We start from the raw sequence: 14,442 nt of genomic DNA on the forward strand, positions 1-14,442 counted from the left end.
AGCATTGATTGCGCACGAAAAAAGAGCCGACCATTCCTGATCGGCTCTTTTTAATTAAAATGTTTGAGCTAAATCTTTTGCCCGCGCAATGGCATTTTCTTTAATCTCTTGTGCTTTATCAGGCATCGCAGCGTGTCCTTCGACAAACAACCCTTCAAAGGATGGAATGCCAAAAAATTGCATGATGACGCTTAAATAACGATGCCCCATTTCCAATTGAGCAGCTGGGCCTTCTGAATAAATACCACCGCTCGCCTGAATATGTAGCGCTTTTTTATCTGTTAATAACCCAACCGGGCCTTGCTCTGTGTATTTAAAGGTTTTGCCTGCCATCGCAACAGCATCAATATATGCTTTCATCACCGGAGGGAATGAGAAATTCCAGAACGGTGTGACAAACACATATTTATCAGCGGAAATAAATTGCTCGCATAGCTCTGAAAGACGCCCTACTTTCGTTTTTTCTTCAGCAGAAAGCTCGCTAAAATCTGTTCCTGTTCTTAATTTATCCCAACCGTTCAATACATCTCCATCAATTTGCGGAATGTATTCTTTATAAAGGTCAATATGAACGACTTCATGATCAGGATTAGCTTCCTTGTAAGCCTCAACAAACGCCTTTCCAGCTGCCATGCTGTAAGATTGTGTGTGGTCATAAGGATGGGCTGTAATGTACAAGACTTTTGCCATATTCATTCTTTCCTTTCTTGTTGTAAATTTTGTTTGGTTATAAATTTCGAATCAATACATTTTTGATTCGAAGTAATCTTATTAAATTTTAAATAGGATTTCAAATGATTTGCTCACAATATTTTAGTATAACGAAAAATTCATTTTTCACTCGATGAACGATCATTTTTTTCAGGAGCTCGAGAAAAACATTGTTGATGACCCTTTCTCGCTTCCCTTCCACACCAACAAAATAACACCCTATCAATCGCGATAAAAAAGCACCTTGGTAAAGGTGCTTTTTGACTGGATGTTATCCTATTTTCTCTTTTTCAAAAACGCAGCAACGGAAAGAATGAGAGCAAGAATTGAGACAATCAGGGTAGCTGTTTGCACACCGTTTGCTTCCGTTTTTTTGTTCTCTGTCTCTTCTTTGTCACTTTCTTTTTTTGTCTCTGTAACAGCTTGCTGGCCATGATGAGAGCTGTGGCTGTCTGAAGCTGCGGCTGATTGACTGATTTCAGTTACAGAATGAGGGGTTTGTGAGCTTTCATCGCCCGTCCATTCGACAACAGAGCCATCTTTATAGTATTGATAAGCATCCCAAGCTAATGTTCCTTCCTGTTCTGGGTTTTTAGCCATAAAATAAAATTGCTGAAACTCTCCTGGCAAAAGGCCCTCTCCTGTTGCTTCCCACGTAACTGTTCTCACTTTTCCAGATGCGTCTTTCTCCGTGATTACCTTCCATCCACTAGCAGGCTGATAGGATACAAACTCTGCTCCTTCTGGAACTTTTAACGTGACTTTTGTTGTCGGTATCTCTTTTTCGACAGGAATTTTTATGGTATACGTTTCCCAAGAGCCCGGTGCAGAAATATTGGGCTTCACTGTCACATGTGCACTTGCTATTCCTGAAAATAATAAAAATGCGGTCATAGCAAAAATAGTCAGTCTTGATACTCTGAGAACGGCTTTTTTCATAAATCCATTTCCTCCTTTTATTGACTACCCACAAAACATTCGAAATCTGCATCAATGCTTTGTAAAGATGTGGTTAATGCATGAATATGAATGTTCCAGCGGCCAGCCATACTGATCATTCCTTGGATTTGATAAGTGCCGGATTGATTTCCGCGAACTTGTAAAACATTTTCTCCCATATCCATTTCCTTAGATGCAAGTGTGACTGTCACTTGCTCAATATCCTGGACCGGCTGCCCTTTTTGATTTTTAATATGGATCGTAAAATGATTGGTTCCTAATATATTGGGAGTCACTTTTAAGCCAATCGTATACCCGTGAACCTCTTTTGTTTGCTGAAAAGGGCCCGGAGCCGCTGTCGCGGGAGGGAGATTCGTCAAAACGGCAGCAAGAAGCAGCACGATGATTCCGATCCCCCATTCTCCCCATATTGAAAGCCCTAATTTTCTTCCTTTCTTTCTCGCCCATATATGGATGGAAGCTAGCAGCAGCATCATCATCAATAACATGACTTTACCCATCAAGAACTTCCCGTACATGGTCGAAAGAAGAGCAGAAAAGGTCGGAACTTGTTGAAGGCTCATGTATGCACCCGTCATCATGACCCCACAAGCAAAAATCGCCCCCCAGTAAGAAAATCTTTTAATCGCGGCCCAATACCGATGCCAATCTTTTTCCTTCTTCGCCAATAGCTCTAGCGGCAAAATAATGGCTATCATGCATAAGCTCCCCAGCCAAAGGCTCGCAGCAAGAAGATGCAGAAAATCTATCAATACAGAAATCATGCGATGAGGAGACGCTGTTGTATGTCCAAGTAACGATTTCGTAAACAAAAGCCCCATTCCGATAATGAATGACAAAGACACCCAACGTTTAAGCCGCTTCTCTTGGCGCTGATGGAAATATGTAATGGCAGAGCCCGTTATCAGCAATAATCCAAGGCATGCGATCTGAATGAGCCAGACAGAGCCAAATGAACTATCCGTAATCATTTTTTTTATGAAGGATACGCTCCATGCTTTAGACCATGGTACATCTGCTTCGACTGTAATTTGTAAAGGCAGACTCAGTAAAATTGAAAGACTCATTCCAATGTAAGCGAGCCAATACAAAGCATTATATCTGAATGAAAAAGAAAAAGTCTCCTGCTTCGGCTCTACTATTTGTTTAAAAAAAAGCATTCCGACAAACAAAGATGAGCTTACGTAAAACAGCCAGCGAATCCATACCATATCCAGCTGTGGCAAATAGTTTTTGGTTTTAGGCAAAATCGATGTTTCCGTTTTGCCTCCTTGTCCAATTTGAAACGGAATCGTTCCCTTGACCGGATGGCCATCGCTGGAAACGACCCTCCATTGGATCATATACGTTCCCTGCGACAGAGCGTTTGGCAAATTCGCTTCAAGTATTTTTGGATGATTCTTATCAATCCGTACCTGGTTTAATGTAATCGATTGCCCTGCTTCATTGATTAGCTTCAAAGAGTAAAAATGGTCTTGAATTTCTTCATTAAACTCGATGCGAATCATACTCGGAGCGCGAGCCAATGTTTCATTTTCTGACGGCGTGGAGCGAACAATATAAGCATGGGCAAATGAGCGGCCAGGGAATAGGTTGAGCAGGAATATACCCACCAATCCCCATAGCAGTACTTTGTGCAAACGAAGCAACGATTTCCCTCCTTGTGACTGTACTTTCCGTTTTTCTGATCGATCACGTTTGGCTATGTCTAGCTGTATCCGCTTTAATCAAAGCCCCCATGTCGGACAAACTCTCCTTTTTCGCCCGGAAAAGTTCGATATGTATTTATATTAGATAAACACTGTGAAAAAAGTGTGAAGGATGTATGACACTTTTTTCACATGATATCCGCTATGAGAGCAAAAAAATAAACCCGTGTATACGGGTTAAACTAGCCCTTGATTCGCCTTTCATCCTCTCGCCTAAACGTTGAATAACAAGCATATCCGCTTCAGCAGCCGTCTTTATCAACGGCTGCTGAACTAGCTACAAACAAGTATGGATTAATGAATGTCCCGTTTCTTAAAACGTCCGCCGCGCACTTCAGCAATATCGGCAATCGCCAAGAAAGCATTGGGATCATTTTCTTCTACAATTTCTTTCAGCTTTGCCTCCTCAAGGCGTGTAATCACACAAAACACTACTTTTTTATCATCTCCGGAAAATGCGCCTTCCCCGCTCAAATAGGTAACGCCGCGCCCAAGTCGATTCATGATGGCGCTGCCGATCATTTCCGAATTATCACTAATAATCCAGGCTGATTTCGACTCATCTAATCCTTTAATCACGACATCAATGGTTTTAAAGGCAATAACATAGGCTAAAATCGAGTACATCGCGCGATCCCAAGTATATACGAATCCAGCCGTACCAAGGATAAAAATATTAAAAAACATAATAATTTCGCCAACGGAAAAAGGAATCTTTTTATTGATCAGTATCGCCAATATTTCCGTGCCATCTAACGCACCGCCACAGCGAATAACAAGTCCTACTCCCATGCCTAAAATCATGCCGCCGAAAATCGTGGCCAACAAAATATCTTCTGTAAAAGCAGGAACAGGGTGAAACAAAGAGGTAAAAACAGATAAAACAGCAATTCCAAATAATGTGGAAATAGCAAAGGTTTTACCGATTTGCTTATATCCCATAAAAAAGAATGGAAGGTTTAAAAAGAAAATGAAAATACCGAGGCGATAACCTGTAATGTGGGAAAGCATAATGGAAATGCCTGTTATGCCTCCATCGATGACTTTATTGGGAACTAAAAAGATCTCAAGTCCCACAGCCATTGCAACAGCGCCAATAAAAATGCCGATTGCCCTTTTAAGAATTTTTGTTTTAGATAATTGCTGATGTTGAACTGATACTTTAGCTGATTGTGATAAGATTTCTGACAAAATTACTCCCCCTTATTCTTGATAAACAGCGCTCATGATCCAATGCCTCCTAAATAAAATTGTTTGGTTTTGCTAAATGATAGCATACATATAGATAAAATGGGATTGCTTCATTATATAAGTGAAAATATAGCCTACGCTAAGAGAAGGGGCAAATCGGCAAGTTGGCCATCTCTTTCTCACATTAGATCACTCGCACGTTAGTTCTTCTTCGTTTTTATTATATCAAAAAACGATGAATATGACGCATATCATGCACTGTGATATTCTCTCCCTATGCTGACGTCAAGAGTTGGGGGCTCGGGTTATCCCTTCTGTTAGATACAACTTGATTCATCCACATTTATTCCTTGTATGGCAGGTGACGCCCCTCTTTCAGTGATTAGGTGGTGAAAAACTTTCTCCACAGAACCATAAACGCGCTATGCAGGTATTTGTCCCACGAATACGTGACGAAAGACTTTTTTGAGCATAGAAATTTTTCTACATACTTCTTTCGTTCCATTTTTCAGTTGGATTTATGATAGTTTTTATTCATCAAATTTCAATAAAATCCATGTTTGTCCAAAACATGATACAAACTTTTTCATACACTAATAGTATCCTTCGGATGAAAGGGGGAAATTCCATGTCTCAATACGGCGGATCTTATAATAATGGCTTTGTGTTAATCGTAGTATTGTTTATCTTATTAATTATCGTTGGTGCATCGTTAATTAACTATTAACAGCCCGTTTTCACCCTCTTCTTCATTGCCGCTGGGAGTTCCGTCCAAACGGAACTCCCTTTCTTTTCATATCCCCCTCTTCTCTCCATTAGAATAATGGGAAGAAAATTTTCTTTCACATCATCTTAACAATAAAAGTCCAAAAAATGGATAGCTAATTTTAACATGTTTTTACAGGTGTGTTGATTATCCAATAAAAACTAATGGTCATTGCTTGGTTCCTAGCTAGATCACTCCATGTTTTTAGTAAAATAATGGATCATCAACACTTGTGATGTTTTGATCCTGTCATTTTGCCTGAGCCTCTCCAAAAAAGAAGACAAACCACATAAAATAAAACAATCCGAAACATCTCTGTGTTTTTTGCTTTATCAGCGTTATATAGCAAAGCAGGCTTCTCACTTATGAATATGGACAGGTGTTCCGATTGGCACAAGTGCAGCTAACTCCACCACATCTTGATTATGCATACGAATGCAGCCATGGGATACATTTTTTCCTATAGAGGAAGGGTTATTCGTTCCGTGTATTCCATAGTGTGGCTTAGAGAGTCCCATCCACATAGCCCCGAAAGCGCCTCCAGGATGACGCTGTTTATTAATGATCGTATACGTTCCTGAAGGGGTTGGTGTCAACATTTTACCAACAGCAATGGGATACACCTTAATGAGCCGCTGTCCATCGTAAAGCTTTAATTGATGTTTACTTGTCGAGACATCGATCCAACGCGCCATCCAACCATCTCCAGATAAAAATTTGAATTTTGTATCAGTGTATGAGTTTTTTTATTTTTTGACATTCATGAACCTCGCCCATCTCCCCTCCGTTAAGAGAGAGGAGTTTTTTACCACTCAATCCAAGAAGCTTCAGCGCAAAAGAAAGTGGCTTCTCCTGCTTGATAGGAGGATCGGAAAAGCCTTCTGGGCCGATTCGGTAAGCGAAAAGGGGAACGTTTTTTGGTGATCAAGCAATCGAACAATCCGAAATCACTTTTTGAAGACCTAAAAGTTTGTTATGAAGAATAACCTGTGGCGCTTGTCCAATCCATTCACTTATGTATGATCCTCGCGCCGTATACAGACAATGAAAGAAATGGTATCTATCAAAACTCACGGTCAAAAGTGGATTATTACCTAGTCAAAGGCAACGAATATTGAGGAGGCGAGCCATATTCGTCATCCTTGCATACCATGTCCAATGAGCGCTTCGGGTAACGAATCATAAAAAATTTCCTTGTCGTGAAAGCGATCGCAATAGACAAACAGGCTCTTCAACACGTTCATTCATTGCTTTTGAATCTCTCTATCGTTCCATAGTTTTTCTCCTACATCAACACAGAAGTATGCTGACTGAATACTGCACTTGATCCATGAATCCATACTTGTCAGAACCGTCTCATTCGAATAGAATAAAGACAAAGTGATTTTGGAAAGGAGTGAAAAAATGGAACAAAAGCTTGACCTCATTTTAGAAAAAATGACGTCGATTGACAATGAGCTAAAAAATGTCCATGATCGATTAGATGATATCGGAACACAATTAAAACAGATAGATGACCGATTGAACCGAGTTGAAAAGCGGCTGGATCAAGTGGAAACACGGTTAGATCAAGTTGAAGCAAGATTAAGTCATGTTGAAGAGCGATTAGATCGGGTTGAACAGGAACAAAAATTAATGAAGCAAGCTGTAATGGAAACAAACGAAGAAGTGAAAAACCTCCAAGAAAGCTTTAAATCTGTCTACGAAATCATCGGCGAACATGACGTTTCCATCCGTACGTTAAGAAAAAAAATCATGTAATTTACATCTCCTTCAAAAGTAAGGACCTCACCTCTTTTTTCATACTTCAACATGATGTTATATTTTCTGGTATCCCTACATAGTATTTAATTTATTACATGCAATTGGATATGGTAACATTTGTATGATGGAACTTTTGCCGTTTGTCCATGGTCAGTTAGTTGAAAGCAGCAGCTTCCTAAAGAAAGCAGCGTTGTTCCAATGTTCACCACGCGGATGCATGGCGAAAAGGCAAGCCTGTAGACTTGCCTTCCGACCATATTTTTATTTCACCTTTCAGTTATGTTTCACATACATTTCGATAAATTATAAACCTCCCTCCACCTCCACTTCGCTTAGAGGTGAGGAACTTCTCGGTGGATGGTGTGAAATTAGTAAATAACATGCTCTTTAGTGAATAAAGGCCATTATTTCATCATAGCTGCTGTTCTTTTCTATAGCCATGTAACAAGCCCTAATCTTTTTTATGGAAAGAGATCCTCGACAGTCGATCCAGAGATGTTATCTACACGCTGAAAATCGCGCTCGGAGCAACGAAAACCAGTGGAAAAAGTGTAAGGTTTATCCTGGTTTATAAATTCCATATTTTATAATTTCGAGATATTCATTCAGTTCTTTGATGGAGGAATCCATGATATGAGCGATGTCGATTGGTTTATTTTTATATAGAGTTAAGTATTTCGTAGCTAGCTGTTCACTAATAAGCATCGTTATTTTTACTACGGTATCGACGGAAATATCCTCTCGCAGTTTTTCCGTTTGGATCAAGTCTTTCATATAAACACGCTCCAACATAAAGCCTTCCTGATACGTTTCGTAGTGTTCCTTTATGATCTCTTCCATTTCCTTTTTTACAGCAACAGGCGGATGAGTGAGCGCGTTCATAGCAAAATACGCTTCTTGAAGATACTTCTCTATCACTTTACGTTTCAATAGGACTATTTCTTTCACTCGTTCAAAAAAATCATCAGCCTGAACTTGTTTGAAGGCTTCTGTTACTTCTTTCGTAAGCAGATCCTTTACATAATGGACTAAATAAAGGTATAAGTTTTTCTTGCTTTTAAAATAATGAAACAGAAGTCCTTTGGAAATTCCCGCCCGTCTCGTAATAACATCTGTGGAAGCTTTTTCATAGCCATTCTTCACAAATTCCTCAATAGCCACCTTGATAATCAAAGCTCTTTTTTCCTGTGGCTGCTTTTCAAATGCTGAATACAATTTAAACACCTCAATGTTTTATCAAACTGCCATATCCTTCTTTCTATATACCATAAAGGAAACGAATAAACTAATGAAAATAACAGCGGCCATGATAAACATATAAAGAGGCTCCAGTTGATGATCACGAATAATTTGGGCAGCGTCTACATATTTAAACGGACTGAAATATTTTAAAATCTCTAAGTCCTCCGAAATCCCTGCCATCACATTCATAAAATAAGCCGCTAGGACAATTCCTAGTGAAATGGAAAGAATGCTCCTTGTTTTTTTCAACATGGATGACAACATAAACGCGACAGCAGCAAATGTCAAATGAAGCAAAATGGTGGCAACGATTAGTAGGCTAAAGATGCCTGCCGGAACTTCCGGATCATCTGCAAATTGAAACCCGATCATACTTATGATTGTTATGACTCCGTTAAAGATCAAAATATTGACGAAAACAGCCAAAAGTTTTTCGGTCACAATTCGGTTTCTTGTAACCGGCTTTGACAGCAAAAATTCGATCGTCTTTTCATTTTCTTCCTTCGCTAGGATATTAGAGGCAAGAATAGCCACATATATGCTTCCTAAAAGAGTCGTCATCATATAAATTTCGATCCCGTAAAACCCCATCAGATCTCCTAGGCTTAATTCATTCATTCCCAACGCTTTTTTCATAGGCTCCGGATAAGCCTCTAGCAGCTTGTTCATTTCATTTTGCTGTTCAGCAAATTGCGGATAAATGCTTAACGTCAATAAAATGAGGCCACTAAGGACGACGCTCCAAATCATCAACGACTTGAAATTTCGTTTCAGTTCCCTTTTAAAAATCATATCGATCCCTCCCTTACTTCTCATAGTAATGGATAAATACTTCTTCAAGAGACGGCTCTTCAATCAGCAAGTTTTGAATCGGCATCGTATTCAGCTGATGGAGAAGCGCCTTTATATCCCCGCTGTAAAGCAGCTTCATTTCACTGCCGTTGATTTCTTTTTTCGCGATTCCTTCGAGATTGAAGTCCATCGCATTCGCTTGTTCAAATGTAATGGTAATCTTTTTTAAATTGTTTTTCGTAAGATGTTCAATCGTTTCGACTTTCACAAGCTGCCCTTCCTTAATAATAGCGACCCGGTCACACATCTTTTGCACTTCAGAAAGAATATGAGAGGAAAAAATAATGGTTGCTTCCTTTTCTCTTTCCTCTTTAAGAAGTTCAAAAAAGGTGTTTTGCATAAGCGGATCGAGTCCGCCTGTCGGTTCATCCAAGATCAAAAGTTTTGGCTCATGCAAAAGTGCTTGGACAATCCCTACTTTTTTTCGATTACCAAAGGAAAGATCCTCCATTTTTTTATGGAGATCAAGATCGAGTCTTTCTGCCAGTTCTTTCATTCTTTTTGGGTTGAATGTTTTGTAAAAGCCTGCGGAGTATTTTAATAAATCAACCACTTTCATATCATCGTAAAAATGAACTTCAGATGGCAGGTAACCCACCTTTTGTCTAATTTCTTTTGATTGTTTCACAATATCTTTCCCGAAAATTGTCGCACTCCCGCTGGTCGGATAGAGGAAATTTAAAAGCGTTCGAATAGTTGTGCTCTTACCTGCTCCATTCGGTCCAATAAATCCAAAAATTTCCCCTTTTTCAATGGAAAAGGTTAAGTTGGTAATTCCCCTGTTCTTCTTATACATTTTAGTCAAATGTTTGACATCTACAATGTTCATTCTTCCGCCTCCTTTAGGTGGCTTTGCACAGATTGACTGGTTAGTCAATACCATTATATAGAAAATTGACTGGTGAGTCCATTTGTTTTTTAAATTTTAAAAACGAATGGGTTGAAAACCGTTCGATATCAAAAACTGCACATCATTCATCTTTATTAAAAATATCATTGTTTTTATCTCACTCTAATCCAAGTAAATTCCATAAAATTGTCTTCTTCCACATAGAAGATAAACGCCTAATGTTCGTTGTTTCCTATCCAATTTCTCTCAGTAAAAAATACATAATCTACCCTGTTGTCCCTCATTCAGCTCACTACCACTTTTCTTAGTTTAGAAAATTGCACACACAAAAATACCCAGTGCCTCGAATAGGCACTGGGTGCAATGAATATATGACTTGCCGGCTACGTACGGCAAAGAAATGAAGAATCATACTGCTCTTTATTAAGGACGTATCCACACACCTTATTTTTTGATAAATTGCTGTGTCCAGATATATCCATTTTCTTCAAAGCCGACACCGATATGAGTGTAATTTTTATTTAAAATATTGGCACGATGCCCTTCACTGTTCATCCAAGCTGTTACAACTTCCTGAGGGGTACGCTGACCTTTCGCAATATTTTCCCCAGCTGCTGTATAAGAGATACCGAATTTTTTCATCATATCAAATGGAGAACCATATGTTGGGCTAGTATGTGAAAAATAATTATTGACTGCCATATCTCTTGATTTTTCACGTGCCACTTTGCTTAGTGCTAAATCCACTTGTAAAGGCGGTAGCCCATATTTTGCTCGCTCTTTATTGGTTAAATCGACTACTTGTTGTTCATATGCCTTTAATCCCGTTTCCGTCGTTTTAGTATTTTGATTTTGTGTCGACTTGGTATTTTGATTTTGTGTCGACGGAGTTGCAGAAGTATTTTGCCCAGAAGCGGCTGGTTTTTTAACAGTTGTCTGCTGTGGTGCATTCACTTTTGTCTTCTCTGTTTTATATAAGGTGAATGGAATTTTCCCTTGAAGCCATTTTTCAATTTCTTGAAAGTTGGATACTTGAACAGTATATTTAACTTCTTTCCCGTTAGCTGCTGGACATGGAGTCATCCCAGCCGCCTCCGTCTTCGCCGTAAACGTTACTCCTGCAATCGCTAAAGATGCAGCAAGTGAAAGTACGATTTTTTTATTCATCGTTTCTCCTCCTTCAATCTCATCTCTTGCGTGCATCTTCATGATAACATGGACTTTTTGTAATATTTATGGATAAATAAGGTAACTAAAAATCTCCAGCTTTATTTTCCAAAAAAAACCTATGTTTTCATTAAAAAAATCTTGGATCGTTCATGAAACAACAGGAGTTTCAAAAAAATATCTTTCATTCCTATGAAAACCTTCTATACCTAATTCATAATCACTTTTTATTATTTTCCGTAAAAATAAGTCTTGACAATATTTTTGAAGAAGATGTTCGTTAACATTTTTTACACGCTTATTACAACGATCCCTTTTATTTTACAATTTTCTTACTGGTAAAATATAGGGGTTCATTGAGCATGATAGGCAGCGGCGACCGATATCACTCGATCCTCACATTCGTATGTAATCAGATAAAGCTTCACTTCTACCCGTGAATTTTTACAGATACCATTCATCTGTATATAGCATGGACAATCAGTTAACGGATTGGATCTCGCACACGAGTATCTTACTTGAGATATTCCTTTTCATTTTTCATGATCTAAGAGCGAGCTTCTTGTGTTTATTCCACCAACTTTTCAAAAACGAGCAGCCATCAAAGCACACCAAACAAGCTACGGCTGCATAACATGCCTATACAGTCTGAACACCAAATCAAAGAGGGGAATCACTATTATGACTTCATCAGTTGATTATACGTCTCCATCTGCTCAATACGCCTTTGATGTCAACCAAAGTCCATTGTTTAAATTGGACCAAAACAATTATATTAATGTGCTAGGCATCAAGCAATTAAATACATTAGAAAATATTTCGCTTCTTGATATTTTTCTCAGCACCGATCATGTAGTAGAACCGCACTATCATCAAAACGCAGCCGAATTAGTTTATTGCATTTCTGGCGCTGTCACCATTTCCATGCTGAATCCATTTACAAAAAAAGTTCTTAGCTACTCGATTACTCCCGGACAGGTGGTCAACATTCCTCAAGGATGGTGGCATTATGAAATCGCTACAGTAGACCGCACTCATCTTCTCGCTATTTTTAATGCATCCACTCCAGAAGTGATTCTCGGTTCCGACATTCTAAAACTTACTCCTTCCTATATGATGGCCCATACCTATTGTATGGACGAAAATCAATGGAAACAGACCATTGCACCTGTTCAACCATCCACCTATATCGGCCCATATAAAAATTGCCATCGTGGGACAGCAAACCAATCTCATCCCTATCCTTACCAGCAGCCGTACCAGCATCAGCCAATCTCTTATATTCCCCAATATCCGTCGTACTTAAGAGAAAATGGCTCTTCTCGACAATAGGAGGAATCGTTTATGAGAAAATCCGGATTTGTTCCCAACAACACAAATATCAAAAAAACAAGTGGCACTCCCAATCTTTTTTTCGACTCAAGAGATAACATCTTTTTTCAACGAGATGATGAAAATATTGCCTATGAGGTCACCTCGACACAAATACCAGCAATGGTAGGAGGAGCTTTTGTCGATCTCTATCTCACAAAGGGACATATTCGCGAACCGCATTGGCATCCGAATGCGTGGGAACTGGATGTAGTTGTTTCCGGCGAAGCACTGATTTCGATTGTCGATCCTGATACAAATAAGCTCCATCATTATAAAGCGAAGGCGGGTCAAATTGTCTTTATTCCAATGGCTTGGTGGCATTGGATCAGGCCAGCATCAGAAAAAGTACATCTTCATCTCTTTTTTAACAATGATCAATTCGAAACAGCAGAAGGCTCCGATACGCTACGTCTCACGCCACCTGAAGTTTTCAAGCTGGCTTACGGGCTTGATGTCAATCAAATCGCCGATGCTCTTTCACCAATTAAAGAATCCGTCGTTATCGGTCCTCCTTCGGAAAGCCATTCGTTAAACAAAGATAGTCTTTCTTCCAGTCGAGACCGCTTCGTTCCAAGGAAGGCGAAACAAAAACAATGGAGCGAGCAAGAAATATCCATCCAGATCAATGACAAGGAAATTCGCTTCTAAAATAACAACGTATCAGAAGTCTTTTCATCCTATTGAATAAATCATCATTTTAAATGGATCATACAGAAACGTATCTTTTTCATATTTGCGTTTTTGATATAGCAAGCGGTCCGAATTCTTGCCGTCCACTCCTAAAAAGCAAGCCGACTCCTGCTCCAATGAGTGAAACATCCTTGACGTTTCTTTCAAAGCCTCATTCGTTTCATTTTTAATAAAAAACTCCCGCCTTTCTATCGGCAGGAGAGAGTAATGATACGATCAGCGTTTTCATTTCAGCTGCGATTGAATCGCGCTGCGCAAATGACCGTTATGACGGCGAAGCACATGAAATACTTCTTCACCCGTCAAACCGGTCATCAGCGCTAAAATCGCCGCTTTGGCAGATTGATACGTTTTGAGTGCTTGCTCTGCCTCTTCTTCGCTTACATCGGCGATTTCGATAATCATATTCTTAGCCCGCATCAACAGTTTTTCATTCGTTGGAACGACATCGACCATGAGGTTGCTGTATACTTTACCGCTGCGAATCATGGCAGCGGTCGTAATCATATTTAAAACAAGCTTTTGTGCGGTACCCGCTTTCAGTCTTGTCGATCCTGCTACTACCTCTGGACCTGTTAAAACGACAATTGGATAATCCGCTATCTTCTCCATTTCCGAATTTTTCGTGCAAGTGATAGCCGCCACCGTAGCTTCGACAGATTTGGCATATTTCATCGCTGCCAATGTATAAGGAGTTCTTCCGCTGGCGGCAATTCCAATGACGACATCCTTTTGATTGACATGAATTTGCTTCATATCTTCTATAGCCTGCTCAATGTTATCTTCTGCTCCTTCCAAAGCAGACTGCAAAGCTTTTTCGCCTCCAGCAATCACACCGATTACCTGCTCCTTTGGAACACCATAAGTCGGTGGACATTCTGATGCATCCAGCACTCCTAAACGCCCGCTTGTACCGGCCCCGACATAGATAAGGCGTCCGCCGCTACCGAATGCTGCGACGACCCGATCGATCACTTCCGCAATGACAGGCAAAACCCGCTCCACAGCTTTTGGAACAGATTGGTCTTCTTTATTCATTTGTCTTATAATCTCTAGACTAGATAACGTATCGATATCCAGCGTATGGACGTTTCTTTTTTCTGTGTCAATTTGCCGAAGGTTCATGATGCCATCTTCCTTTCTGATCCAACCCTTTCATCATGTTA

15 protein-coding genes are annotated in these 14,442 nt (G+C 39.7%); 4 read left to right on the forward strand and 11 right to left on the reverse strand.

Going from position 1 to position 14,442, the window contains the following annotated elements:
• Positions 1 to 54 precede the first annotated feature (54 nt).
• The 4 genes from GGQ95_RS01555 to GGQ95_RS01570 form a co-directional block, all read right to left on the reverse strand.
• Positions 55 to 690 (reverse strand): FMN-dependent NADH-azoreductase, encoded by a 636-nt coding sequence (locus GGQ95_RS01555; protein WP_066147366.1) that lies wholly within the window; start codon positions 688 to 690, stop codon positions 55 to 57.
• 297 nt (positions 691 to 987) lie between these two features.
• Positions 988 to 1,650 carry a YcnI family copper-binding membrane protein gene (locus GGQ95_RS01560; RefSeq protein ID WP_066147365.1) on the reverse strand — a complete coding sequence of 221 codons (663 nt, stop codon included), beginning with the start codon at positions 1,648 to 1,650 and terminating at the stop codon, positions 988 to 990.
• Positions 1,651 to 1,667: 17 nt separating this feature from the next.
• Positions 1,668 to 3,320 (reverse strand): copper resistance protein CopC, encoded by a 1,653-nt coding sequence (locus GGQ95_RS01565; RefSeq protein ID WP_183186260.1) that lies wholly within the window; start codon positions 3,318 to 3,320, stop codon positions 1,668 to 1,670.
• A gap of 354 nt (positions 3,321 to 3,674) precedes the next feature.
• Positions 3,675 to 4,571: a YitT family protein gene (locus GGQ95_RS01570; RefSeq protein WP_221211955.1), complete on the reverse strand. Its 897-nt coding sequence runs from the start codon at positions 4,569 to 4,571 to the stop codon at positions 3,675 to 3,677.
• 628 nt (positions 4,572 to 5,199) lie between these two features.
• Here GGQ95_RS01570 and GGQ95_RS01575 point away from each other — a divergent pair.
• On the forward strand, positions 5,200 to 5,298 hold the full coding sequence (locus GGQ95_RS01575) for a YjcZ family sporulation protein (RefSeq protein WP_231734597.1): 99 nt from the start codon (positions 5,200 to 5,202) through the stop codon (positions 5,296 to 5,298).
• A 398-nt stretch (positions 5,299 to 5,696) separates the two neighbouring features.
• On the opposite strand, the gene GGQ95_RS01580 is transcribed toward GGQ95_RS01575, so the two are convergent.
• Positions 5,697 to 6,032 (reverse strand): L,D-transpeptidase, encoded by a 336-nt coding sequence (locus GGQ95_RS01580; protein WP_044745311.1) that lies wholly within the window; start codon positions 6,030 to 6,032, stop codon positions 5,697 to 5,699.
• A gap of 709 nt (positions 6,033 to 6,741) precedes the next feature.
• Here GGQ95_RS01580 and GGQ95_RS01585 point away from each other — a divergent pair.
• Entirely contained in the window at positions 6,742 to 7,098 is a 357-nt protein-coding gene (locus GGQ95_RS01585; RefSeq protein ID WP_183186261.1) for a hypothetical protein, read from the forward strand.
• A gap of 561 nt (positions 7,099 to 7,659) precedes the next feature.
• Here the strand turns inward: GGQ95_RS01585 and GGQ95_RS01590 are convergent.
• The 4 genes from GGQ95_RS01590 to GGQ95_RS01605 all read right to left on the reverse strand — a co-directional run bounded on the left by GGQ95_RS01590 (position 7,660) and on the right by GGQ95_RS01605 (position 11,212).
• Positions 7,660 to 8,316, reverse strand: coding sequence for a TetR/AcrR family transcriptional regulator (locus GGQ95_RS01590; RefSeq protein WP_066147358.1), 657 nt, complete (start codon positions 8,314 to 8,316; stop codon positions 7,660 to 7,662).
• A 21-nt stretch (positions 8,317 to 8,337) separates the two neighbouring features.
• The gene (locus GGQ95_RS01595) at positions 8,338 to 9,135 is read right to left on the reverse strand and encodes a DUF2705 family protein (RefSeq protein ID WP_066147356.1); all 798 of its coding nucleotides are present in this window, start codon (positions 9,133 to 9,135) and stop codon (positions 8,338 to 8,340) included.
• 13 nt (positions 9,136 to 9,148) lie between these two features.
• A complete protein-coding gene (locus GGQ95_RS01600) occupies positions 9,149 to 10,024 on the reverse strand; it encodes an ABC transporter ATP-binding protein (protein ID WP_066147354.1) in 876 nt (291 codons plus the stop codon).
• 465 nt (positions 10,025 to 10,489) lie between these two features.
• Positions 10,490 to 11,212: a CAP domain-containing protein gene (locus GGQ95_RS01605; RefSeq protein ID WP_066147352.1), complete on the reverse strand. Its 723-nt coding sequence runs from the start codon at positions 11,210 to 11,212 to the stop codon at positions 10,490 to 10,492.
• A gap of 681 nt (positions 11,213 to 11,893) precedes the next feature.
• Here GGQ95_RS01605 and GGQ95_RS01610 point away from each other — a divergent pair.
• A complete protein-coding gene (locus GGQ95_RS01610; RefSeq protein WP_066147350.1) occupies positions 11,894 to 12,544 on the forward strand; it encodes a cupin domain-containing protein in 651 nt (216 codons plus the stop codon).
• 12 nt (positions 12,545 to 12,556) lie between these two features.
• Entirely contained in the window at positions 12,557 to 13,234 is a 678-nt protein-coding gene (locus GGQ95_RS01615) for a cupin domain-containing protein (RefSeq protein ID WP_066147347.1), read from the forward strand.
• Positions 13,235 to 13,258: 24 nt separating this feature from the next.
• On the opposite strand, the gene GGQ95_RS18550 is transcribed toward GGQ95_RS01615, so the two are convergent.
• Together GGQ95_RS18550 and murQ are read right to left on the reverse strand one after the other, a co-directional pair.
• Positions 13,259 to 13,393 (reverse strand): hypothetical protein, encoded by a 135-nt coding sequence (locus GGQ95_RS18550; RefSeq protein WP_255357494.1) that lies wholly within the window; start codon positions 13,391 to 13,393, stop codon positions 13,259 to 13,261.
• A 108-nt stretch (positions 13,394 to 13,501) separates the two neighbouring features.
• Positions 13,502 to 14,401: an N-acetylmuramic acid 6-phosphate etherase gene (gene murQ / locus GGQ95_RS01620; RefSeq protein ID WP_066147345.1), complete on the reverse strand. Its 900-nt coding sequence runs from the start codon at positions 14,399 to 14,401 to the stop codon at positions 13,502 to 13,504.
• Positions 14,402 to 14,442 lie beyond the last annotated feature (41 nt).

Origin of the sequence: Anoxybacteroides rupiense (genome assembly GCF_014196195.1) — a bacterium.
GTDB lineage: Bacteria > Bacillota > Bacilli > Bacillales > Anoxybacillaceae > Anoxybacteroides > Anoxybacteroides rupiense.